The organism is Methylobacterium sp. Leaf99 (genome assembly GCF_001422375.1).
Taxonomy (GTDB): domain Bacteria; phylum Pseudomonadota; class Alphaproteobacteria; order Rhizobiales; family Beijerinckiaceae; genus Methylobacterium.
In genome coordinates this window covers 1,445,339-1,468,507 of record NZ_LMMU01000001.1, presented here as the reverse complement: position 1 = coordinate 1,468,507, position 23,169 = coordinate 1,445,339, and the positions used below count along the sequence as shown (strand labels likewise).

Below are 23,169 nucleotides of genomic sequence, written 5' to 3'. Positions count from 1 at the left end.
TGAATCTCGAAGTGAGTCTCGAAGTCAGTCGCCACACGAATCCGCCCGTTGCGTCGAAGTCCGGTCCAGGCGTCCGTTTCAGGGGTATCCGGCCATGATGATCCAGTTCAACCGCCGTGCCCTGTTGATGAGTGTGGGCCTCGGCACCGCCGCCCTGGTCGGCGGCGGTGCCACGGGCGCGGTCATGCGACCGGGGCCGGCGGCCCGGCTCGGCGGCCTCGATGTCGAGCGGTGGGGCTGCCAGTATCAGAACATCGACCTCGACGCGGTGGCGCGCTCGCCCCTCGATCTCATCGTCCTCGATCCGGTGGTCCAGGGAAAACCCCTGACCGAAGCGCAGACGGCCCTCCTGCGCCGCAAGCCCGATGGTGGCCGGCGCCTCGTCCTGGCCTATGTCAGCATCGGCGAGGCGGAAAGCTACCGGGATTACTGGCAGGCGGATTGGCGCCAGCACCCGCCACCCTGGCTCGGTCCCGAGAACGCCAACTGGCCCGGCAGCTTCGCCGTGCGGTTCTGGCATCCGGCCTGGCGCGACATGCTCCTGGGCCCCGGCGGGACGCTCGACCGCATCCTCGAGGCCGGGTTCGACGGCGTGTTCCTCGACAGGGTCGATGCCTACGGCGACTGGCCGGATCAACGCCTGCGGGCGCAGGAGGCGATGATCACCCTGGTGAAGGCCGTCTCGGACCGCGGACGCGCGCGCCGTCCCGGGTTTCTCGTCGTCGGACAGAACGCCGAGCCCCTGCTCCTCAGCCAGACCTACCTCGCCGCCATCGACGCCGTGAGCAAGGAAAGCCTGCTCTACAACCTGCACGGTCCGGGCCAGGCCAATTCCGACGCCGACGTGCAGTGGAGTCTGAACTACCTGCGCAAGGCCCAGGCGCACGGCCTTCCGATCCTGGCGATCGAGTATGCCGATACGTACTTTTCAAAGCTCAAATGTAGATTTCAGCTCAAAAAACTTGGAATGACGCCGTTCATCGGAGTAAAGCTTCTAGACGCTATCCCGAAAGCTTGATAGTGTTTGATTTGCTATAGTATAAATACGTAGTTCGCTGAACGCAATGCTGTCCGAGAGCGGATGGCGGTCCGGATATCGTTCAAGAGGAGGCGGGGCATGACGAAGGACCGAAACTCGGCCGAGCTCGCCTCGGCATTGTCCCGGTGCCGCATGGCGTTCATCGGGGTGGGCGCCATGAGCGGCCTCGTGAACGTGCTCTACCTCACGGGCTCGTTCTTCATGCTGGAAGTCTACGACCGCGTGATCCCGAGCCGCTCCGTGCCGACCCTCGTCGGCCTGATGCTGCTGGCCCTCGTGCTCTACGCCTTCCAGGGCGCCCTCGAGACCCTGCGCTCCCGCATCCTGACCCGCGTCGGCGCCGCCCTCGACGAGGCCTTGAGCGCGCGGGTCTTCGACATCGTGGTGCGCAGCCCCCTCAAGGGCAGCACCCAGGGGGACGGCCTCCTGCCCCTGCGCGACCTCGACCAGCTGCGCGGATTTCTGGGCGGGACCGGCCCGTCCGCCTTCTTCGACCTGCCGTGGATGCCGATCTACCTCGTGATCTGCTTCCTGTTCCATCCCCTCATCGGGGTCGCCGCCCTGGTGGGGGCCGTCGCCCTCGCGATCATCGGCCTGCTCACGGACGGTGCCACCCGTGGACCCGCGCGGACGGCCACCGGACACGGCCTGCACCGCAACGGCCTCGCCGAGGCCGGGCGCCGCAACGCCGAGGTGCTCGCCGCCATGGGCATGCAGGAGCGGTTCGCCACCCGCTGGGCCGGGGCCAACCGCGACTACATGCAGGCCCAGCAGCGGACCTCCGACATCGTCGGGGGCTTCGGGGCCGTGTCGAAGGTGTTCCGCATGGCCCTGCAATCGGGGGTGCTGGCCCTCGGCGCCTGGCTCGTCATCAACGGCCAGGCCTCGGCCGGGATCATCATCGCGAGCTCGATCCTCGTCGCCCGGGCGCTTGCCCCGGCCGAGCTCGCCATCGTCAACTGGAAGGGCTTCGTCCAGTCCCGCCAGTCCTGGGCCCGCCTGTCGGAGCTCTTCGCCGCCCTGCCGCCCGGTCGGGCGCGCCACGCGCTGCCCGCCCCGGTCCGGTCCCTGCAGGTCGAGAGCATCAGCGTCGCCCCGCCCGGGACCCCGGTGCCCGTGGTCCGGGACGTCAGCTTCGCGCTTCGGGCCGGCCAGGGGCTCGGCATCATCGGCCCCTCGGCCTCGGGCAAGTCGAGCCTCGTGCGCGCCGTCGTCGGGGTGTGGCCGGCTTTCCGCGGCAAGGTCCGCCTCGACGGGGCCGCCCTCGATCAATGGTCGACGGGCGAGCTCGGGCCCCATCTCGGCTTCCTGCCCCAGGAGGTCGAGCTGTTCGCCGGCACCATCGCGGAGAACATCGCCCGCTTCGATCCGGCGGCCCCCGCGGAGGCGGTGATCGCCGCCGCCCGGTCGGCCGGCGTGCACGACCTCGTCCTGCGCCTGCCCGAGGGCTACGACACCCGCATCGGCGAGGGCGGCGCCGGCCTCTCGGCCGGCCAGCGCCAGCGCATCGGCCTGGCGCGTGCCCTCTACGGCGACCCCTTCCTCGTCATCCTGGACGAGCCCAACGCCAACCTCGATTCGGAGGGCGAGAACGCCCTGACGCAGGCGATCCTCGGGGTGCGCCGGCGCGGCGGCATCTGCGTCGTCGTCGCCCACCGCCCTTCGGCCCTCGCCGCCGTCGACCTCATCCTGATGATGGCCGAGGGCGGTGCCCAGGCCTTCGGGCCGAAGGACGAGATCCTGAAGAGCGTGTTGCGGCCGGCCTCCGTTCCATCCGACGCCCGACCCGCCGTCGGCGCCCTGCGGGAGAGTGCGTGATGACCCATATCGTTCGTCTCAATGCCCCTGCCGCGGCCCTCGGCCCCTCGACCGCCCACGGCTCGATCCACGGCCACCTCGCCCTCAGCCTCAGCCTCGGCGCGGCCCTGGTGGTGGGCGTCGGCGGCTGGGCCACCGTCACGCAGATCTCGGGCGCGGTGATCGCGCCGGGCCAGCTCGTGGTCGAATCCGACGTGAAGAAGGTCCAGCATCCCACCGGCGGTGTCGTCGGTGAATTGCGGGTGCGCGAGGGCGCACGGGTCAAGGCCGGCGACGTGCTGATCCGCCTCGACGCGACCCAGGTCCGGGCCAACCTCGACATCGTCCTGAAGGCCCTCGACGAACTCGCGGCGCGCCGGGCCCGCGACGAGGCCGAGCGCGACGGCCATGCCGAGGTCCGGTTTCCGCCCGACCTCGCGGCGCGCAGGGCGACCGACCCCTCGGTGGCCCACCTCATCGACGGGGAGGCCCGGCTGTTCACCGCCCGCGTGGCGGGCCGCGCGGGCCAGAAGGCGCAGCTGCGCGAGCGCATCCTCCAGCTGCGCGAGGAGATCAAGGGCCTCACGGAGCAGGCCGGGGCCAAGCGGCACGAGATCAGCCTCATCACCGACGAGCTGAAGGGCGTGCGCGAGCTCTACGGCAAGAACCTGGTCTCCCTGGCCCGGGTCAACGCCCTGGAGCGCGACGCGGCGCGCCTCGACGGCGAGCGCGGCCAGCTCGTCGCCGCGACGGCCTCGGCCCGGGGCAAGATCACCGAGACCGAGCTCCAGATCCTGCAGATCGACGGCGACATGCGCTCCGAGGTCGGCAAGGATCTGGCCGAGATCCGGGGCCGATGGTCGGAAGCCGTGGAGAAGCGCGTCGCGGCCGAGGACCAGCTCAAGCGCGTTGACATGCGTTCGCCCCAGGACGGCACCGTGCACCAGATGACGGTGCACACCATCGGCGGCCTGGTGACGCCCTCGGAACCCGCCATGCTCATCGTTCCTGAGGCCGACCAGCTCGCCGTCGAGGTGAAGATCCAGCCCCAGGACATCGACAACGTCCGCCTCGACCAGGCGGCGATCCTGCGGTTCGCCGCCTTCAACCAGCGCACGACGCCGGAGATCGACGGGGTCGTGGCGCGGGTCTCGGCGGATGTGACCACCGACCCGAAGACCGGGCTGAGCCACTACACCGCCCGCATCCGCCTGCCGCCGGACCAAGCCGCCCGTCTCGGATCCCTGCGCCTCGTGCCCGGCATGCCGGTGGAGGCCTACATGCAGCTCGGTGACCGCTCGGTCCTGAGCTACCTGACGAAGCCCCTCACCGATCAGATCGCCAAGGCCTGGCGTGAGCGCTGAACTCCGGCTCGTATCTGCGGGACATTACCGGCACGGTCGGGCATGACGTGCCATTCCGACCCGCTCAGTGAGACGTCTCCAGCATTCGTTCGGTATTCATTCTTATTGGATGCTCAAAAATGTTGAAACTCAATTGCATCGTGCCAAAATAGGAAATTAATCTTTTCGCCAAAACATGATTACTGTTGAGGTTTTCAACAAAAACATGATTTACTTTCAGCTCGACTGTGTCAGAATTGCTGTATCGAATATTGGTTCATTGGAGTCTCAATTGCGAGATGTGCGCCGGAATCTTCCTCGAAACGTCGGCCGTGAAGGCCATTGCAAAGCCGGAAGCGGGCCCGCCCAGGGCGCTTCCCCCCGATAAGGTGGATCTCGGTCCGTCGATGGGACATGGGGGCAACCAGGGGCCGCGGACCGGTACTGCGGGGCCCGGATCCGGCATGATGGACAGACCCGATCCGCGAATGGTCGTTCTCATCGACAACCGCGCGTTCATTCGGGATTGTCTTGCCCAAGCTATGCGATCGTGGGCCTACGACGTGGAAACGTTGCCGTCCGTGGAGGGCTGCGCCGACCTCGTCTCGACGCGCGGTTGCGACCTCATCATACTCTGGGGAAGCAGCCACCTCGACATCGTCGCCGACCTGACCGTCCTGCACGGCGCGTGCCGATCCTGCCCGGTTCTGGTCATCTGCGATACGGCCGGCGCCGATGCGGCCATCAAGGTGTTCGAGCTCGGAGCACGGGGCATTCTCCCGACGAGTTCTAATCTCCGCATCCTCAACGGCGTCATCAGCCTGATCCTGTCGGGCGGGTCCTATGTTCCCCCCGACAGCGTGATCACGGCGCAGAAGACCAATCCGAGTCTACCCACGCCACCCGTTGTCAGCCTGCCGTTCACGCCCCGGCAAGCCGCGATCATCACGGCGATACGGAAAGGCAGCCCCAACAAGATCATCGCCTACGATCTCGGCATGTGCGAGAGCACCGTCAAGGTCCACATCCGAAGCATCATGAAGAAGCTCAAGGTTCGAAACAGGACGGAACTGGCCCTCAAGTCATTCGAATTGCATATCGGCTCCTGATCGTCGTTCCGCCGGCCGCCCCCGATTTCGCGGCGGCGAACGGTCCGGTCGCTCGAACGGAGCCCATGACCGGCATCGCGCGTCGCGGGAGCCGGCGACAACGCGTCGCCGCTCCGGCGGTGCGTTGATGTTCGGCGTCCGGATCGGGCGCCGACTCGATCCGCATGTCACGGAACCGCCTTCGCGCTCCGGACCCCGCACCGGGACACATCACCCGCGCGAGGTCCGGCCTGGACGGGAGCCGCTCCGGGCGACGGCGCCCGGAGCGGCGGGCCCTCATATAAAGATCAGCTCGTTGATCTGACCCACCAGGGCGCCGTCGGGCGACCAGTTGGACTTGCCGATCAGGTCGCTGGTGCGCACGACGTCGAGGGGCACCGCGCCCTGTCCTTCGGCGACCAGTGCGCTGTTCTTGAGGAGGCGCATGTAGCCGGACTCGTCCACGCTGGCCTGCCACTTCGCCATCTCGCCCTCCACGATCGTATCCGGCGCGGTGATCCGGTGCTTGGTCGATCCGGTGAGGATCTCGAACACCATGTCGTCGCCGTTCCATTCCTGGCCGAGCCAGATGTTGTTGCTGTCCGCGCCGTTGCCGGTGTCGAAGACGCGCTGGAAGTAACCGCTGTCGAGATCGTCGAACCGGACCTCGGCGAACATCTTGAAGGCGCCGTCGATCTCCGGAATGGCCTTGTGCGGCGTGATCACGAGGTCGCTCACCTTGCCGACCAACGGCTTGACGTCGGACCAGTTCGACTTGCCGACGAACTCGTTGGCGCGGTCGACGTCCCTCGGCACGAGGCCCTGTCCCTCGGCCACCACGGCGCCGTCCTTAAACAGGCGCATCCAGCCCGCCTCGTTGACGCTGGTCGTCCAGGTGGCCTCCTTGCCCTCCACGATCGCGTTCTTGGCGATCACCTGCCCGACCTTGCCCCCGTTCACGACGGAGAACTGCATGTCGCTCGAGGTGCCGACCTGGCCGAGCCACACGCTGTCGATATCGGGCCCGTTGCCGAAATCGTAGACGCGCTGCCAGGCGCCGGCATCGAGGTCGTCGAAGCGCGCCTTCACGGTGGCGGTGAACGCCCCGTCGATGTCGGCGAAGGGGTCCGCCTTGAAGCTCAGGTCGTGGACGGAGCCGACGAGCTTCGTGTCCCAGGACCAGTGGGTCTGAGCCTGCTTCGTCGCGTCGAAGCTGTAGGAGATCCCGCCGACTTGGGTGAACTGTCCGGGCGTCGCGCCCGCTGCCACCGCCGCGACGCCGTGCTCGAGGACGCGTTCCAGCTCCGAGGCCGTGACGGTGACGATTGCGAGGTTGTTGTTGAAGCGCAGCGAATTGGTGACGTCGAGCTGCGAGATGTCGCCGGCCTGCTTGCCCGCCGAGGGGTTGGCCGCGGGGGGAAGCTCACTGGTGCCGCCGCCTGACGTGGAGAACGACCCGATGGAGTCGCGGATGCCGCCGCCGTTCTTGATCGAGACCGTGACGCCGGCGTCGAACTGCTTGGCGTACCAGAGGTTCGCGTCCGACGTCAGGTCGCCGAGGTTGGTCTCCTCCGTGCGGACCTCGCCGCGCCGTCCCTCCAGGTAGACGTTGGAGCGGCCGAGGATGTTGCCGTCCTGGGCGCGGATGACGTCGGCGATGCCGGCGGTCTCCTGCACGCCGTCGTTGTTGACGTCGAGGCCCTCGATGACCTCGCGGACGAGGAAGCCCTTGCTGCTGGGGGTGAAGGCGGCGGCGGTGGAGCCGTAGAGCCCCGCGACGGTGGCGTCGTCCACCGCCACGGCCCCGCTGGTGGCCGGGTTCACCGAATCGCGAAGGATGTTGCCCTTGTCGTCGAAGGTGACGTTGAGGCGGCCCACGTAGGAATACTCGGAGGCGGTGTTGACGAGGACCAGGGTCTGGCCGCTGGCATTGGTGTGGAATTGCGGGTAGGCGCCGGCGGCCGTGTCGCCGGAGAGCAGCCGGTCGTCGCCATCGGCCAGCAAGGTGTGCGACCCGCCGCCGATGAGCACGTCGACGTTGCGCAGGAGCGGGGCCAGGGCCTGCTCGTTGGCGAGCTGCTGCAGGTGGGTGCCGACGATGACCTTGTTCACGTCGGGATTGGCGGCGAGCACCCGGTCGATCTCGGCGTTGATCTGCTGGGCCAGCAGGGGGATGTTGTCCCGGCCGTCGAAGCCGTCCACCGTGACGTTGCCGAGGGTCGTCAGCAGCGGCTCGACCTGGGTGGTGGCGCCCACGAAGGCGATCTTCTCGCCGTTCTCCACCAGGATGGCGGATCGGGCGATCTTGTCGGCGCCGGTGCCGGTCTGGGTCGAGGCCGGTCCGGTCTGCGCGAAGGTGGCATTCGAGACGTTCGGGTTGACGAGGCCCGACAAGGCCGCTTCCCGCGAAAAGTTCAGGTTCGTGGAGAGATAGGGGAACTGGGCGCCGACCCAGGTGTCGTCGGCGTTGCCCGGCGCGGCGCCGAGATTGGCCCCGATGATGTTGGCGACCTCCGTTGGGCCGGAATCGAACTCGTGATTGCCGAACACCGCCGCCTGGACGCCGACGATGTTCTGGATGGTGACGTCGGCCCGGCCCACGGACGGCGCGAGCCTGGTGTAGGCGGCAGCCCCGGTGAGTCCGTAGAGCTGGTTGTAGACGCCGTTATAGGTCGCCGCGAGCTGCGGATCGGCGCCGGCGATGAAGAACGGGCTCGGGATCCAGCCGTCGCCCGTGGAGAGGGTGATGGAGTTCGGGGTCGCGTCCTCGAGCTTGTCGACGATGGCGGCGAAGTTCGCCGCACGCTGCGTGGCGAGCAGGCCCGCTTCCCAGTCGGAGGCGTGCAGGATCTGGAGCGTGTAGGTCATGACCGGCGGGGTCTCCGTCGTGAAGGCGCGCTGAGGGGAGGGGGTGTCGCCGGCTTCGCGTCGGGGGCCGCCGGGGTGTCGGACCAAGCCCGGAGCCGTGGATCGACCGCGGGGGCTTGCAGCGTCGGGATCATGCGGACACTCCGGACCGGGCATTCCAGACAACACGGCGCCGGGGACCGGCAGACGTCCCGCGAACTCACGCGGCCGAAGGGCCGTCCCCCGGCGCGAAAGCCGAGAGATGGCCTGCCCCAGAAACACTGAAGCGTCCGATGCGAATAGTTTCGTGCCGTGACGTTTGCATGAAGACGCCGGCGCCGCAGGCTCGACCCCGGGTCTTCGTCAAGTCATGAGCCGAGTACAGAACTTCAGAATCCAGCGAATCAGTCTTGTCGCGGTCTGGTCCCGTCGCTTGGGCCGAGCCTCATCGCGTGCGCCGGAACGTCGCGACTCGGCGTGACGTTACCCTCTGCGTTCCGCGCGCCAACATCAGGGAGAAACACCATGAAGGCCATCGCACTCGTCCTCGCCTCCACCTTGGTCCTGGGCTCGGCTGCCATCGCGGCCGAAGGCGGATCGGGAACCACGAAATCGGGCACCCTGAACAGCACGGGCCCCAACGATGCGGGCGCAGGCTCCTCCCCGGGTGCCGCCGGAAGCGGCCCCTCGACGGGTGACAAGAGCCGCTCCGGGACGGCGAACAGCACTGGGGCGAACGATGCGGGCTCCGGCTCCTCCCCTGGATCGGCCGGCAAGGGGGCCGGTTCTCCGACCCGCTGAACCTTGTCCGCCGAAGCGGGGGCGGATCCCGCCCCCGAAGATGCGGGGCTGTCACGGAAAGGCGCTCTCGGGTTGAACGCCTGACGCGCGATTTGCACCGGTCTCGTCCGACCCGCTCCGCGAGGGCGGACGGGGTCGGGGGTGCCTCCCGAAACGTCCGGTTGCGGTCGGGTCCCGCTCCGGCACAACGGCAGCGTTGGACAAGAGACCTCTAGGAGACCGGAACGGGATGCCATCTTATCTGCGACGACACATGGCCCGTCTGTCCTGCGCGGCCGTTCTCGGGATCGCCGGTGCGTTGCCGGTGGCCCTCTCCGGCCCGGCCGCGGCGCAGAGCCCGGCCAAAGACTTTCTGTTCCAGGAACAGCGCTTCAGTCGAGCCTGCCGGCCACCGCTGAAATATGCCGCCGGGGCGTGCGTTCGTCGCTGCCCCGCAGGCTATGAGGATATGGGTCGAACCTGCCGGCAGCGAAGCATGAGGGGGGGCGGCGGGTGGTAGCGCGCCCGTAGCCGTCTCCCGGGACACGCCAACCCGGCACGGGGATGCGGGCGACGGGATTCTTCAGCCCGGGGAAAACGGCGGCCTCGAAAAGCATCGGCCGGGTGAGCGCGTGAGGTTCTGTCGCAGGGCCTTCGAGGCCCCGCCTCGCGTTACCCGCTGCCGATGCAGGAGGCCCATATGGCAGCGAACAAAGACGTCACGAGCTACACCCTCAAGCAGGCCCTGGCTGCCAGGGTCGGTGATCACGTGGAGATCGCCGTCGAGGCTGAGGATGGCACCAAGTTCAAGATCGTCGCCACATCCGAGCAACTCGAAGCGCTGACGGGCGATCTGGAGACGATCCTCGACGCGGACGATGCCGAGGCCGAGGCGTAATCGGCCGGAGGGGGCCATGGCAACACAGCCCTGTCGCCCCCTCCGAGACCTGACGGACCCTACAAAGATTCGGGCTACGGGCGGTTCGCGTAAATTCGGTCGTTCCGCTTCACTCTGCGCCTAGACTCCCCGGGGGGGGGCGCCGTTTCCAACGCATACCCATGGGCCAGCAGATCGACCATGAGCCCCGCGGGTGTGACTTCCAATCCAGCTGTCCCCCGGGGAACGAAAGTTCCCGGAACGGCGATGGGTTCGATCGGGGGCGAAGGTCCGTCCCGGAGCCGGGACGGCCCCGCCTATGCCGGCCCTCGGCGACGGCCGTGATCGAAGTCGCCGGGCGGTTCCCGACTACGTCGCCTGCGTGTCGAAGCGCTGGACGAGGCCATTCTCGTCATAGAGGTCGGTGCGACCGTCGACATCCCTTTCGGTGACGATCCCGATCGCTTCCGCGTCGCTGCCTGCCTGGATGTCCCGTACGTGAACGATCTGGCCGTCGCCGTTCCGGGTGATGGCGCGGTAGGATCGCCGTGGGGTGAGGGTCTCTTCCACAGCCATTGGCTCGGCATCTGGCAATACGTTTTTCCTCCCCGCCATTGCGCGTGATCCGGGTGGTACGCGCAAGGAAAGCCGTGAGTTTCAGGAAAAACACGGACATCCGCGTCAGCGCCCTTCTCCGGATGGCCGCGCCTCCGGGAGGTTGCGCGGGACCATCATCGCGTCGATCGCCGGGGATTCTCGTCGGTTCCGGATTGGCCGTCGCAACCGGACCCCGCCCGGCAACCACCGATGGCCATCCGGCGGGTGACACCACCACGGGGGGAACGATCCCGTCGCCTCCCACAGAATCGTGAAGGCGGCGGGGCGGCATCGCCCTTCTGTACTAGTACCAAAATACTAGGTGGTTCTCCGGCAACGACAGTGCACGTGGGATCCAGTCATGACCGACGATCATGCCCCGACCGGCATCCGCCGCCAGTTTCTGGTGTGGGTTGCCTATGTCCGCATCGGGTTCTGGGTACTGAAGGAGGCCGGCTGCTGGTACCGGCCCTCCGCGCGGCGACGTCCCTGATTCCAATCCGCTTCCACGGTGACAGGCGCACGAAGGGCGGACGATGATTACGAAATCCGCAAGGCCCAGATCAGCGACAGGCTGACGGCGAGGAGGACGATCAGCGAGCCGGTCACCGCCAGGGTCACCCGGCCGCCGACCCGGGCCAGCACGCGGACGTCGACGCCGAGCCCGAGCGCCGCCATCGACACCACGGTGAGCAGGCCCGCCAGCCGGGTGATCGGCGGCGTGGCCGCGTCCGGGACGATCCCCAGGGAGCGCAGGGTCGCGAGCGCCAGGAAGCCGAGGATGAACCAGGGCACGATCTTGAAGAAGCCGAGGCGTCCGGGCCTGCCCTTCGGGGATGCGTCTTTCTTGGAAGACGCCCCCTGCCCGGAAGATGCGCCCTCCGGCGGCAGGTAGGGCGCGATGAACGAGAACGCGACCACGACGGGCCCGAGCATCAGGACGCGGACCAGCTTGACCAGGGTGCCGACCTGCGTCGCCAGGATGCCGACCGGGACCGTGGCGGCGAGCACCTGCGGCACGGCGTAAACCGTGAGGCCCGCGAGCGTGCCGTACTGGTGCTCCGACAGGCCCACGAGGGGGATGAACAGGGGCAGGCCCAGGACCATCAGCACGCCGAGGACGGCCGTGAAGGCGATGGCCGCGACCACGTCCTTGCTGTCGGCCCCGATCACCGGCGCCACGGCGGCGATGGCCGAGTTGCCACAGATGGCGTTGCCGCAGGCCACCAGGATCGCCATCCGGGCGGGCAGGCCGAGGACCCGGCAGATGGCGTAGCTCGCGACGATCGCCAGGACCACCGTGGCGACGATGCCCACGAGAAGGCTTGTCCCCGACGCGACGATGGCGCCGAGGCTGACGGAGGCGCCCAGCAGGGTGACGGCGAGTTCCAGAACCTGCTTGGCCGAGAACGCGATGCCGGCCCGGAAGCGCTCGCCCGGACTCCAGACGGTGCGCAGGGCGATCCCGAGCAGGATCGCGATGACGAGGGCCTCGATGTAGGGATGGCCCGTGGCGCGCTCCTCGATCGCCTGCACGGCCAGGGACGCCAGGGTCACGGCGAGGCAGACGAGGATGCCCGGCAGGAGCGAGGCGATCTTGCCGGACGCGATCCTCGGCTGCGCCGTCCCGGCGCGTGCCGTCGCGAGGCCCTTGGCGCTCATGGTGCCTTCCCTTGAGGCACGAGGAAGGAACTTCTGCGTGTCCCGCCCCCCGGAGAACAACACTCTCCGCCCGCGGACATCTTCGCAAAACGCATCCATTGATCGAGCGAGCCCGAAGCGCGACATCTAAGCGTATGAGCAAGCGTAGCGACCAGCCGGCGATGGCCTTCGATCCGTTCGGCGAACCCGTCGAGATCGCTTGCCACGGCCCGTCCGCGACGGGTGACCGGCGCGCGCGCAGCGTCGCTCTGATCGGATTCTGGCTGATCGCCGCGACCCTGACGGCGGGCCGGATCTACTTCGCCGACGAGCCCGTGGCGCAGATGGTCGCGAATGCTCATGCGCAGGTCGCCGCCTTCATCACCGCCATCCTCTAAATCCGCCGACTGAAATCGGAGCGGGTCATCCATTCTGCCCCCGAGGTGGAGAGCCATGCCGGTTTGCGATGAACCGGTCTCCACGTCTTCGAAAGCGTGCCCTAGTACGCCGCGGCGAGGTAATCCGCGATGGCCCTGGCGTCGGCCTCGTTGATTGGGGCGTGATAGACCTTCGTCATCTTCGTCACCTCACTGGTCCAGAACGCAACACCCTTCCCCGGCGGCTGCATGGCGATGTAGTCGACGGAATGGCAGGTCATGCAATTGGCCTGGGCCGCCTCGAACCCGGATTCCCGGCCGGCCGCCGGCCGCAACGCTGCCGTCGGTTTGGGGAGTTCGTAGGTCCGCGGCGCGGCGATCGCGGGGAGGCTCGCCAAGACCCACATACTCGCCAAGACCCCCATACTCACCAAGACCCCCAGAGTTGCCAACAACCCGAGGCTCGCCGGCAGGATCGTCTGAGAACGCATCGTCATCCTGGCTGCCCTCACGCTGCCCGCACGCGGACGGTCTCGATGACGTTGCGCATGTAGCCCGGTGGGTTCCAGCGCGCGGCCATCGGCTGGACGCCCCCGTCGTTGCCCGTCGCCCGGACCCGGAGGGCGTGCGAACCGGCCGGGAGGTCGACCGACAGGGTCCAGGGCCGGAAGGAATAGCGCCCGAGATCGGGCCCGAGCATCGCCCCGGTCCAGGTGCGGCCGTCGTCGACGGAGACGGAGACCGCCGCGATGCCGGAGCCGCCGTCGAAGGCGATGCCGCGCAGGTCCGTCCGTCCGGCCCGGATCGTGGCCCCGTCGGCGAGGTTCGTCACGAAGGACCGGATGGTCAGGCGGTTGATCGGCACGGTGGCCTCGGGGGTCTGGCCGGGCTCGACGCAGGCGCAGGCCGTGTCGGGAATGCGATAGGCCGATTTCATCCAGAAGCCCTCGTAGGGCTTGTCCAGCACCGTGATCGCGTCGAGGTGCTTGACCCAGTAGGTGCCGTAGAAGCCCGGGACCACGAGGCGCAGGGGATAGCCGTTGAGCCAGGGCAAATCCTCCCCGTTCATGGCCCAGGCCAGCATCACTTCGCCGTCGCGGGCGTGATCGAGGGCGAGCGCCTTGGCGAAGTCCGGGGTTTCCGGGAGGACCGGGCCGTCGAGGCCCCCGAACACGACCTGCACCGCGCCGGCCTTCACGCCGGCGCGGTCGAGCACGGCTTTCAGCGGCACGCCCGTCCAGCGGGCATTGCCCATGGCGCCGTTGGCGAGCTGGCCGCCGGCGACGCGGGGCTCGACGAAGCCGCGGGAATTGCCCGAGCACTGGTTGACCGCGACGATCTCGGCGTTCGGCATCGCCTTGAGCTCGGCGAGGGACAGCGAGACCGGCCCATCGACATGCCCCGCGACCGTCAGGCGGAAGCTGTCGGGATCGATGGAGGTCGGGATGTCGGCGAGGTGATAGCGCACGAAGAAGGCGTCGTTCGGGGTGATCGCGCCCGCGTCGAAGACCGCGAACGGCGTCTCCAGCTGTGGCGGCCGCGCGGTCATCTGCAGCAGCGGGCGCTTGCCCGGATAGGCCACGAGGGGGCGCTCGCCGTTGCCGAAGGGCAGGGTGACGGCCTCGCCGGCCCGGGCCGCGAAGGGTGCGAGGGCGGCACCGAGAAGCCCGGCCCCGGCCTGCCTCAGGAGCGTTCTGCGATCGGTCCCGATCATCCCGGAATCTCCATGTCCCGCTGGCGACCTCCGCGCGATCATCGCAGGACGGAGGCGTAATGGATGTCCTCGGTGAGGCAGGTCGACAGGCGCCACTCCACCGGGCGGTCCTCGAGATCGACGGCGACGCGGTCGACTTCGAGGACCGGGGTTCCCGCCGGCTTGCCCAGCAGATCCGCCTTGTCGGGGCTGAGCGCGATCGCCTTCAGGCGCTCGTGCGCCGTCGCGATCGTGATGCCGAACCGGGTCGCGTAGAGGCTGTAGAGCGTGTTCGGAAGCGCCATCCCGGCCATGCCGGGAAACAGGCTCGACGGGACGGTGATCGTCTCGAACAGGCAGACGCGCCCGTCGAGGGAGCGCACCCGCTCCAGCCGCACCACGCGCGCGTTGCGCAGGAGGGCGAGCCGGTCGCGCTCGTCGAGGGTGGCGGCGGCCTCCGCGATGGAGACGACGCGGCTCGACGGCGTCCCGGCGACCGCCCCGTCGGGCCTCAGCTTGAAGAAGCGGAAGACGCTCTGCTTGTCGTCGTGCTCGGCCACGAAGGTGCCGCGCCCCTGGCGGCGCACCAGGAGGCTGTCGGCGGTGAGCGCGTCGAGGGCTTTCCGCACCGTCCCCTGACTGACGCCGAGTTCGGCGGCGAGCACGCCTTCGCTCGGCAGGATCTGGCCCGGCTGCCAGACCGCATCGGCGAGGCGGCGCAGGAGCGTGTCGTAGACCTGTCGATAGAGCGGCCGGAAGCCGACCGCATTGCCACCTGTGCGTTCCATGTCGGTGCACCGCTGCTCCCCGGGCGTGGGAGGAGGAAAGGAGAGGTTTCCCAGCACGGTGTCCCGTTCTTCGTTAAAGCCGAGCCCGGCTCCGGGCAATCGGTCGACCCGGAGGGCCGGAGGCCTGGGACGAAATCCGCTCGGGATGGCGGCCTTCATGGTCAGAGCGCCCCGATCTCGGCCACGAGGGCATCCGGGACGGTGAGTCCTTCGGCCTCGGCCCGGGTCCGGAGGGCGAGGCGGCGCGCGCCGGGCAGGCGCGCCCCGTCCTGCGCCTCGATGGAGCCCGCGAGATCGGCGAACCGGGCTAGGGCGCCGGGCCCGAACGCATCCGCCGCGATGGCGAGGACGAGTTGGCCGGTCCCCGGCGGATCGCCCTCGGCATCGAGGAACGAGCTCGCCTCGGCGGCGAAGCGCCCGCCCGTCAGGCCGGCGGCGAGCAGCTCCACCATCAGGGCGAGCGCGGTGCCCTTGGCATCGCCGAGGGGCACCATGGTGCCCTTCAGGGCCGCGCCCGGATCGGTCGTCGGCCGGCCCTCGGCATCGAGGGCCCAGCCCTCGGGAATGGCCTCGCCGCGCTGCCGGGCGGCCATGATCGAGCCGCGCGCCACCTTCGAGAGGGACAGGTCGATGACGATGGGCGCGCGCCCGGGCAGGGGACAGGCGAAGGCAAGGGGGTTGGTCCCGAACACCGCCCGCGACCCGCCCCAGGGCGCCATGGCCGCCGGGGTGTTGGCGAACAGGATCGCCACGAGACCGGCCTCGGCCAGGGCCTCCACGGGCCGCCCCGCCGCGCCGCAATGGTGGGAGCGGCGGATGCCGGCCGCCGCGATGCCCTGGTCCCGGACCATCGGCGGAAGCTGCTCGATGACCGCGTCGAGGGCCGGATAAGCGAAGCCGTGGGCGGCATCCACCGCGAGGAGGCCGGGCCGGGCCCGCGTCGTCGCGACCGCCGCGTCGCCCACCACCTTCCCGGCCCGGACCTGTGCCGCGTAGGACGCCACCCGCGAGAGGCCGTGGCCCTTCAGTCCGTCGGCCTCGGCGCCGACGAGGGCCCGGGCGACGCTCCGTGCCGCGGGCGGCAGCGTCCCGCAGCGGACCAGGGCATCGGCCACGAGGGTGTGGGCTTCGGCGAGGGTCAGGGTCGTCATGGCTTTCAGCCCTCGGCGAGGTGACGGCGCACGGCCTGCGCCGTGACGGCCGAGACGCGCACGTTCGATTCCCGCGTCACCCCGGCGATGTGCGGAGTCAGGATGAGGTTGGGCAGGTCCCGGAACACGGCGCCCGCCGCCGCGTCCAGGGGTTCCTGCGGGAAGACGTCGAGGGCGGCCCCGCCGAGATGTCCGCCGCGCAGGGCCGCCGCCACCGCGGCGACCTCGACCACCTCGCCCCGCGCGGCGTTGATCAGAACGGCCCCGGCCGGCATCCGGGCGAGGGCCCGCGCATCGATCATCCCCCGCGTCTCGGGCGTCAGCGGCACGTGCAGGGACAACACGTCGCTGCCGGCGAGGAGGGCGTCGAGATCCAGGCGCGCGATCGTGCCGTAGGCCGGCCGCCACGCCGGATCGTCGGCCGGCAGGAGGGGATCGTGGGCCGCGACCTGCATGCCCAGGGCGACGGCGCGGCGCGCGGTCTCGCGGGCGATGGCGCCGAAGCCGACGAGGCCGAGGCGCTTGCCAGAGATCTCCCGGCCCATCAGCGCGTTGCGCGGCCAGGTTCCCGCCGCCACCGCGTCGGTCGCGCCGTAGGCGCCGCGCAGGAGCAGCATCGCCGTGCCGATGACGTACTCGGCGACCGCGACGTCGTTGGCGCCGGTGGCGGGATAGACCGCGACGCCGCGCGCGCCGCACGCCGCGAGATCGATGTTGTCGAGACCGACCCCGAGGCGTCCGACCACCTTGAGGTCGGGTGCGGCGGCCAGGAGCGCCGCGGTCACCTGCGTGCGGTTGCGGACCACCAGGGCGTCCGCGCCCGCCAGCGCCGCCATCAGGTCGGCGGGCCGGTCGACGAGGCCCGGATCGTAGAGGGTTGCGAACCCGCCGAGTTCGGCCGCGATGGCGGCTTCGTCCATGAATTCGCTGATGACGATCTTCGGCATGCGACCCTGGGAGGCTTCTGTCGTCGGCATGGCGCTTCGGCTCTGCTTGGCGAGGGGAGGCATGGTGCGAGGGGCCGTCGCGGCCGATTATCCACGATCGTGGGCGGGTACGGCGCTGCCTGTCCGAACGGGAGACGCCGCGTTCCGGATCGGAACGCGGCGCGCGAGCCCGCCCGTCAGGCGCTGCGGTACAGCTTCGTCATCACGAACTCACGGTGGCCGAGGGATTCGGCGGCCGTGAGACGCCCGTTCGCCGTCCGGACCACCATGTCGATGAGCGCGTCGCCGGCCTGCGGGATGGTCATCTCCCGGGTGAGCACGCCCGAGACGTCGACGTCGATGTGCTCGCCCATGGTGCGGACCGTGCGCGGGTTTCCGGTGATCTTGATCACCGGGACGATGGGGTTGCCGATGACGTTGCCCTGGCCGGTGGGGAAGGTGTGGACGACGTAGCCCGCCGCCGCCATCAGGGTGATGCATTCGGCGGCCGCCGACGAGGTGTCCATGTAGTACAGGCCGGGCCCCTTGGCGGGCGCCTCCGCCGGCTGGAGCGCGTCGATGAAGCGGCTGTCGTGGCCGATCTTCTCGAGGTTGCCGAGTGCCTTCTCCTCGATGGTGCTGAGACCGCCGAGGATGTTGCCCTTGGTCGGCTGCGAATCGGAGAGATCGTCGGTCTTGTGGGCCTCGATGACGTCGTCCTGGTAGGACTTCCACATGGCGAACCACTTGTCGCCGATCTCGGGCGTGGCGGCGCGCTCGCGGCAGAGGTGCTCGGCGCCGGTGATCTCCGAGGTCTCGCCGAACACGCCGTAGATCCCCTGCGGGATCAGCTTGTCGTAGAGGTTGCCCACGGTGGGGCAGGAGGAAAGCCCGGTGGTGGTGTCGGACTCGCCGCATTTCGTCGAGATCCAGAGGTCGGCGATCGGGCATTCCTCGCGGGGCAGTTCGGTCGCCCATTGCACGAAGCGCTTGGCCTGGTAGCTGGCCTTGGCGATGGTGGCGATGTCGCCGTGGCCCTCGATGCCGAACCCGACCACGGGCTTGCCGGTCTTGGCGATGCCCTCGACGATCCGGTTGGTCCACTGGTCCTCGATGCCGATGACCACGACGGCCGCGACGTTCGGGTTCGAGCCGATGCCGATCAGGGTGCGGAAGTGGAGGTCGAGATCCGCGCCGAACTGCAGGCGGCCATAGGCGTGCGGCAGGGCCATCGTGCCCTTGATGGAGTTGGCCACGGCCTCGCAGGCGGCATTCGACAGGTCGTCGAGGGGCAGAAGCACGACGTGGTTGCGCACGCCGACGCGGCCGTTCTCGCGGCGCCAGCCCATGAAGGTGGCGGCCTTGGTATCCGCGGAGGCGCGGCCGGAGCCGAGGGCCGTGGTGGCGAACTGGTCGGGGGCTCCGCCGACGAAGGGGGAGGTGGTCTCGGGGACGTTCATGATGTTCTCTCCGGGCATCGCCACCTCACCAGCGCTTCGTCTTGAGGTTCTGCACGTGGACGTGCTCGCCCTTGGCGACGTCCTTGATGATCTTCCCGATATCCTGGCCGTACTTGATGGCCGTATCGCCGGCCTTCAGGTCGGTGAGCGCCACCTTGTGGCCGATCGGGATGTCGTGCCGGACGTTCACCGCGAAGGTCGAATCATCCTCCGTGATGACGCCGAGTGCGTCGGTGTCGGCCCTGAGACCTTCGATGACGGCGACGGCGACGTTGTCCAGCGGGCTATGCGCGAGAAGGTGCGGCTTCGTGCGCCCCTCGCCCGATCCGGCGTGACTATTCATTCCGGGGTCCTCCTTGATGAAGCCGTCGGCTCTTTGCGGCGACTGAGTCTTGTATAAGACAGCATAGTTCGACGCGTCAATCGAGGAAGCACCGCGTCGTTCCGCCCGGGCCGCATGAGCGGCCGAACGGGATGCAAAAAAATGACAAATCGCGCCTAGGTGAGCGCCTACGGTGCACGCATCTGTCCGGTACCACAGGCGCACTTGATCGGGCATCATTCTTATATAAGACCAATATCGATCACGACGTCGTCCTGCTCGCGATCGACACCGCCCGCACCGCTCCCGCGTGCCGTCGGCGGCCGAGGAGCCAGAGGCGCATCGTGAGCGAGACCCTCCAGATCGTCCTGTGCCTGAGCTGCGCAGGTCTCGTGTCCGGCCTGACGGGCTTCGCCTTCGCGCTGGTGGCCTCCGGCACCCTGCTGTCGATCCGGGCGCCCATCGAGGCGACGGCGCTGGTGCTCACCTGCAGCATCCTCTCTCAGGCCCTGTCGGTGCTTCGGCTGCGGACCCTGCCGCCGCGCGCCACGGCACTCGCCATGATCGGTCCCGGGCTCGTCGGGGCGCCCATCGGGATCTACCTCCTGCAGGACCTCAACCCCGAACTGGTGAAGGTGCTCATTGGGATCTTCCTCATCCTGTACAGCGCCGTCGTGGCGATGCTGCGCAGCGACTATCGTGTGTCGTTCGGCAACGCCTGGAGCGACGGGGCGGTCGGGTTCCTCGGCGGCATCCTCGGCGGCATCGCCGGCTTGTCGGGAGCGCTTCCCACCGCCTGGAGCCTCGTGCGCGGCTGGGAACCGCGCATGCAGCGCGCCGTCTACCAGAGCTTCACCCTGGTCCTGCAAATCTGGTCCCTGGCGATCCTGGCCGTGTTCAATCCGTTCCCGCCCGAACTGATGGGTGATCTCGCCCTCGGGCTCCCCATCGTCCTCGTGAGCGTGCTGGCCGGGCTGTCGCTGTTCGGCCATATCGACCAGCGCCGGTTCCGATCGATCGTGCTCGCCCTGCTCGCCGCCATCGGCATCACGACGACCGCCCTGGCACTCCCCGGCCTGCTGCACTGACCCGCGCCCGCCCGGTCCCGGCGGTGCGCGGGATCGCCTCAGGCCGCCGCGTCGAGCAGGGATTCGCCGGGACGCACATGCGTGAAGGCAACGGGCTCCAGGGTGACGTCGAGGGTGGGGTCGCCCTGCCGCACGACGGTGTAGTGCGAGGTCGCGAGGTCCGAGGTGTCGGGGAAATCCTCGCGAAAATGTGCCCCACGGCTGTCGGTGCGGGCCAGGGCGGCGGCGCAGATCGACCTGCTGACGAGGACGAGGTTCTCGAGGTTCAGCCGGTCCATCCAGGTCAGGTTGTAGCGGCGGTCCCCGTCCGCGACGCCCGCCCGGGCGACGGCCCCGGCGAGGTCGTCGAGGCGGGCGCCGGCCCGGGCCAGCCCGGCGGCGTCGCGCAGGATGCCGACATCGTCCCACATCGTCGCGTAGAGGGCTTCGCGGATGGATTCGAGGTTCTCGGACGGGCGCCCGAGGGGACCGAAGGCACGCGCAAGGCCGGCCTCGATGGCGTTCGGATCGGGCTCGGCCAGGGTTGTCACGCTCCGGATGTCGCGCGCCATGGCGGCGCCGGCGAGGCCCCCGAACACGGTGGAATTGGCGACGCCGTTGCCGCCGAGGCGATTGGCGCCGTGGACCCCGCCGGTATCCTCGCCGGCGGCGTAGAGGCCCGGTACTTCGGTGCCGCAGCCGGGGCGGAAGGCGACCCCGCCCATCATGTAATGGGCGGTCGGGATGACCTCGACGCGCCCGCCCGCGAGGTCGAAGCCGCAATCGGCACAGCGCTCGACCATGCCCTTGAACATCCGCCGGACGTCGTCGGGGCCGAGATGGCTCATCTGGAGGTAGACGCCGCCGTTCGGGCTGGCCTGTCCGTCGCGGATGCGCCGCATGATCGAGCGGCTGACGACGTCGCGGGTCGCCCGCTCCGCGCGCGGATCATAGTGATGCATGAAGCGCTCGCCGGTGGCGTCGAGCAGCCAGCCGCCCGCGCCCCGCAATCCCTCCTCCAGCACCGTGCCGGTCATCCGGGTGCCCGCGCCGGCGAGGAGGCCGGTGGGATGGAACTGCACCATCTCCATGTCGCGCAAGGGAAGGCCGCCGCGCAACGCCATGGCGAGGCCGTCGCAGGTCTTGTCGCCGGACGGCGTGTGGAACCTGTACATGGTCGGACCGCCGCCCGTGGCCAGCAGGGTCGCCTTGGCGCGCACGAGCGCGGGGATGCCGGTGCGCATGTCGAGCATGAGCACGCCGGCGAGGCCGGACCCGTCCGCCGCCGGGATCAGGTCGAGGGCGCGGTGGTCCTCGAGGCGCCGGACGTCGCGGCGCCAGACCTGTTCGGACAGGCGGTTGATGATCTCGATGCCGGTGAGGTCGCCCTTGTGCACGGTCCTGTCGAAGGTCTGCCCCGCGAAGGCCTTCTGGTGGACGCTGCCGTCGGGATTGCGGTCGAAGAAGCAGCCGAGCTCGGTCTCGAGTTCGCGGATGCGGACCTGCGCCTCGGTCACCAGGGTCCAGGCCAGGGCTTGGTCGTTGAGCCACTTGCCGCCCTCGATCGTATCCATGAAGTGGCGCTCGACGGAATCGCCCGGCGCCAGGGCCACGTTGTAGCCGCCCTGGACCATGCGGGTGCAGCCGCACTTGCCGAGCAGGCCCTTCACCGCGACGGTGACGTCGAGGTCGGGCGCGGTCTTCTTGGCATGAAGCGCCGCGAACAGGCCCGCCCCACCGGAGCCCAGGATGAGGATGTCGGTCTCGACGGTGGTGAGGTCAGCCCGCATCAGGTGGCTCCCAGGCTCTCGATGATGGCGTCGCGCCGGCCCGCGACGTCGCGCTGGACCTCGGCGAAGAGCGATCCGCCGTGGGAATCCATGCCGACGAGGAGGGGCCCGAAATCGCGGATCGCGAACTTCCACAGGCTCTCGGGGTGGAGGTCGTCGAGGTCGATGTCCTCGATCCGCTCGATCCAGGTGGTCTCCAGGGCGGCGGCGCCGCCGACGATGGCGAGGTAGGCGCCGCCCTGTTCGGCGAAGGCGTCGAGGGTCTTCGGGCCCATGCCGCCCTTGCCGACGATGAGGCGCACGCCTTCCCGCCGCATCAGGGCGTCGGTGAAGCGCTCCATCCGCATGGAGGTGGTGGTGCCGATGCAGAACGGCGCGTAGCCGACGGGGGCCTCGGCCGAGACCGGCACGCGGTGGACGTTGGGCGCCGTGTGGATGATGGCGTGACCCGACAGGTCGAGATGCGTGCGGCGGCCCTGGTCGAACATGTGGATCAGGGTCGCGTCCCGGATGCCGAACAGGGTTTTGCGCAGGGTGACGGTGTCGCCGATCCGCAGGGCGCGCGCCCGCGCGGCATCGATCGGCATGTCGAGAACGTGGTGCATGGTCCTGCCCTCCCGGAGGCCGCTTGGATCAGTCGCAGACGCTTGGATCCGTCGCGGACGCTTGGATCAGTCGCGGACGTTTAGATCAGTCGAAGGCGATGCCGCCCGGCGTGAAGGTCGCTCGGGCGCGGCGGGCCGAATGGCACTGGATGTTCACCGCCACCGGATTCTGGGTGATGTGGGTCGCGGCGATCTCGACATGGACGGCGAAGCTCGTGGAGCGCCCGCCGAGCCCCTGCGGCCCGATGCCGAGCTCATTGACGGCGCGCGACAGCTCCGCCTCGATCCGGGCGCCGTCGGGGTCGGAACAGGCGGTGCGCAGCTTGCGGGTCGCCGCCACCTTGGCGAGGTGCATGCACAGGTCCGAGGTGCCGCCGATGCCGACGCCCACGATGGTCGGCGGGCAGACGCGGCCGCCGAGCTCGATCACCCGGTCGATGACGAAGCGCTTGACCGCGTTGATGCCGTCGGAGGGCAGCAGCATCTGCAGGAACGAGCCGTTCTCCGAGCCCGACCCCTTCGGGATCATCTCGATCGCGACCGTCTCGGGCCGGTCGTCGAAATCCACATGGATGATCGGCACGCGGATGCCGCAGGAGGTCTGCTCGTTCACGCGGGTGATCGGGTGGACCACGGAGGAGCGCAGGGAATGCTCGGTGGTGGCGCGCGCGCAGCCGCGCCGGATGGCGGCCTTGAGGTCGGCGCCGTCGAAGCGCACGTCGCGCCCGATCACCACGTTGTAGATCGGAATGCCGGTGTCCTGGCACAGGATGTTGCGCGTGCGCTCGGCCACCGCGATGTTTTCGACCATGGTGCCGAGGATCGCCCGGCCGGTGGCGCTGGTCTCCTCCCGCGCCAGGTCGGCGAAGCCCGCCTTGATGTCGGGGGGCAGGAGTTTCAGGGCACGGACGTAGAGGTCCCTGCACAAGGCTTCGACTTCGGAGAGATCGAGGTCCATGCCGGTCTCCTTAGGGGGTTGGG

At 69.1% G+C, this 23,169-nt stretch carries 23 protein-coding genes; 10 read left to right on the top strand and 13 right to left on the bottom strand.

All coding sequences use genetic code 11. The features are described 5' to 3' along the window. Positions 1-94: 94 nt before the first annotated feature. The 4 genes from ASF28_RS06755 (at position 95) to ASF28_RS06740 (ending at position 5,288) form a co-directional block, all read left to right on the top strand. Complete coding sequence (locus tag ASF28_RS06755) at positions 95-1,018, top strand: MJ1477/TM1410 family putative glycoside hydrolase (protein ID WP_056089327.1); 924 nt, start codon at positions 95-97, stop codon at positions 1,016-1,018. Between the two features lie 99 nt (positions 1,019-1,117). Further along, the gene (locus ASF28_RS06750; RefSeq protein ID WP_056089324.1) at positions 1,118-2,857 is read left to right on the top strand and encodes a type I secretion system permease/ATPase; all 1,740 of its coding nucleotides are present in this window, start codon (positions 1,118-1,120) and stop codon (positions 2,855-2,857) included. Then, positions 2,857-4,200 (top strand): HlyD family type I secretion periplasmic adaptor subunit, encoded by a 1,344-nt coding sequence (locus tag ASF28_RS06745; RefSeq protein ID WP_056089321.1) that lies wholly within the window; start codon positions 2,857-2,859, stop codon positions 4,198-4,200. The genes ASF28_RS06750 and ASF28_RS06745 overlap by 1 nt, the downstream gene beginning before the upstream one ends. 443 nt (positions 4,201-4,643) lie before the next feature. After that, positions 4,644-5,288, top strand: coding sequence for a response regulator transcription factor (locus tag ASF28_RS06740; RefSeq protein WP_210166744.1), 645 nt, complete (start codon positions 4,644-4,646; stop codon positions 5,286-5,288). 276 nt (positions 5,289-5,564) lie between these two features. Here the strand turns inward: ASF28_RS06740 and ASF28_RS06730 are convergent, their stop codons facing one another. Then, on the bottom strand, positions 5,565-8,135 hold the full coding sequence (locus ASF28_RS06730; protein WP_244474911.1) for a bifunctional metallophosphatase/5'-nucleotidase: 2,571 nt from the start codon (positions 8,133-8,135) through the stop codon (positions 5,565-5,567). 504 nt (positions 8,136-8,639) lie between these two features. Between ASF28_RS06730 and ASF28_RS06725 the strand changes: the two genes are divergently transcribed. From ASF28_RS06725 to ASF28_RS06720, 3 genes are all read left to right on the top strand, one after another. Next, positions 8,640-8,915, top strand: coding sequence for a hypothetical protein (locus ASF28_RS06725; RefSeq protein ID WP_056089315.1), 276 nt, complete (start codon positions 8,640-8,642; stop codon positions 8,913-8,915). A gap of 253 nt (positions 8,916-9,168) precedes the next feature. After that, entirely contained in the window at positions 9,169-9,414 is a 246-nt protein-coding gene (locus ASF28_RS23205; RefSeq protein WP_082476027.1) for a hypothetical protein, read from the top strand. Between the two features lie 180 nt (positions 9,415-9,594). Continuing rightward, positions 9,595-9,792, top strand: a complete 198-nt coding sequence (locus ASF28_RS06720; protein ID WP_056089312.1) for a hypothetical protein — start codon at positions 9,595-9,597, stop codon at positions 9,790-9,792. 348 nt (positions 9,793-10,140) lie between these two features. Here the strand turns inward: ASF28_RS06720 and ASF28_RS06715 are convergent, their stop codons facing one another. Then, positions 10,141-10,341 (bottom strand): hypothetical protein, encoded by a 201-nt coding sequence (locus ASF28_RS06715; protein ID WP_147710121.1) that lies wholly within the window; start codon positions 10,339-10,341, stop codon positions 10,141-10,143. A gap of 388 nt (positions 10,342-10,729) precedes the next feature. Here ASF28_RS06715 and ASF28_RS23555 point away from each other — a divergent pair, with 388 nt between their 5' ends. Then, positions 10,730-10,861 (top strand): hypothetical protein, encoded by a 132-nt coding sequence (locus tag ASF28_RS23555; protein WP_274533112.1) that lies wholly within the window; start codon positions 10,730-10,732, stop codon positions 10,859-10,861. Positions 10,862-10,908: 47 nt separating this feature from the next. On the opposite strand, the gene ASF28_RS06710 is transcribed toward ASF28_RS23555, so the two are convergent. Further along, the gene (locus ASF28_RS06710; RefSeq protein ID WP_056089305.1) at positions 10,909-12,030 is read right to left on the bottom strand and encodes a YeiH family protein; all 1,122 of its coding nucleotides are present in this window, start codon (positions 12,028-12,030) and stop codon (positions 10,909-10,911) included. Positions 12,031-12,164: 134 nt separating this feature from the next. On the opposite strand from ASF28_RS06710, the gene ASF28_RS06705 reads away from it, so the two are divergent. Further along, on the top strand, positions 12,165-12,407 hold the full coding sequence (locus ASF28_RS06705; protein ID WP_056089301.1) for a hypothetical protein: 243 nt from the start codon (positions 12,165-12,167) through the stop codon (positions 12,405-12,407). A 101-nt stretch (positions 12,408-12,508) separates the two neighbouring features. On the opposite strand, the gene sorB is transcribed toward ASF28_RS06705, so the two are convergent. From sorB to ASF28_RS06670, 7 genes are all read right to left on the bottom strand, one after another. Then, a complete protein-coding gene (gene sorB / locus ASF28_RS06700) occupies positions 12,509-12,793 on the bottom strand; it encodes a SorB family sulfite dehydrogenase c-type cytochrome subunit (protein ID WP_443189726.1) in 285 nt (94 codons plus the stop codon). A 101-nt stretch (positions 12,794-12,894) separates the two neighbouring features. Next, the gene (sorA, locus tag ASF28_RS06695; RefSeq protein ID WP_056089299.1) at positions 12,895-14,100 is read right to left on the bottom strand and encodes a SorA family sulfite dehydrogenase catalytic subunit; all 1,206 of its coding nucleotides are present in this window, start codon (positions 14,098-14,100) and stop codon (positions 12,895-12,897) included. Positions 14,101-14,138: 38 nt separating this feature from the next. Next, positions 14,139-14,867, bottom strand: coding sequence for a GntR family transcriptional regulator (locus ASF28_RS06690; RefSeq protein ID WP_056089296.1), 729 nt, complete (start codon positions 14,865-14,867; stop codon positions 14,139-14,141). 161 nt (positions 14,868-15,028) lie between these two features. Continuing rightward, positions 15,029-16,018, bottom strand: coding sequence for an Ldh family oxidoreductase (locus ASF28_RS06685; protein ID WP_056089293.1), 990 nt, complete (start codon positions 16,016-16,018; stop codon positions 15,029-15,031). A gap of 5 nt (positions 16,019-16,023) precedes the next feature. Beyond that, positions 16,024-16,965 (bottom strand): hydroxyacid dehydrogenase, encoded by a 942-nt coding sequence (locus ASF28_RS06680; RefSeq protein WP_056089290.1) that lies wholly within the window; start codon positions 16,963-16,965, stop codon positions 16,024-16,026. A 176-nt stretch (positions 16,966-17,141) separates the two neighbouring features. Further along, positions 17,142-18,404 (bottom strand): UxaA family hydrolase, encoded by a 1,263-nt coding sequence (locus tag ASF28_RS06675; protein WP_274533111.1) that lies wholly within the window; start codon positions 18,402-18,404, stop codon positions 17,142-17,144. Positions 18,405-18,429: 25 nt separating this feature from the next. Then, the gene (locus ASF28_RS06670) at positions 18,430-18,747 is read right to left on the bottom strand and encodes a UxaA family hydrolase (protein WP_056089287.1); all 318 of its coding nucleotides are present in this window, start codon (positions 18,745-18,747) and stop codon (positions 18,430-18,432) included. Positions 18,748-19,070: 323 nt separating this feature from the next. On the opposite strand from ASF28_RS06670, the gene ASF28_RS06665 reads away from it, so the two are divergent. Beyond that, the gene (locus ASF28_RS06665) at positions 19,071-19,814 is read left to right on the top strand and encodes a sulfite exporter TauE/SafE family protein (RefSeq protein WP_056089285.1); all 744 of its coding nucleotides are present in this window, start codon (positions 19,071-19,073) and stop codon (positions 19,812-19,814) included. Between the two features lie 38 nt (positions 19,815-19,852). Here the strand turns inward: ASF28_RS06665 and ASF28_RS06660 are convergent, their stop codons facing one another. The 3 genes from ASF28_RS06660 to ASF28_RS06650 form a co-directional block, all read right to left on the bottom strand. Further along, the gene (locus ASF28_RS06660) at positions 19,853-21,583 is read right to left on the bottom strand and encodes an L-aspartate oxidase (RefSeq protein WP_056089282.1); all 1,731 of its coding nucleotides are present in this window, start codon (positions 21,581-21,583) and stop codon (positions 19,853-19,855) included. After that, positions 21,583-22,188 carry a fumarate hydratase C-terminal domain-containing protein gene (locus ASF28_RS06655; protein ID WP_056089279.1) on the bottom strand — a complete coding sequence of 202 codons (606 nt, stop codon included), beginning with the start codon at positions 22,186-22,188 and terminating at the stop codon, positions 21,583-21,585. Before ASF28_RS06655 ends, ASF28_RS06660 begins: the two co-directional genes overlap by 1 nt. Before the next feature lie 85 nt (positions 22,189-22,273). Beyond that, complete coding sequence (locus ASF28_RS06650) at positions 22,274-23,146, bottom strand: fumarate hydratase (protein ID WP_056089275.1); 873 nt, start codon at positions 23,144-23,146, stop codon at positions 22,274-22,276. Positions 23,147-23,169 lie beyond the last annotated feature (23 nt).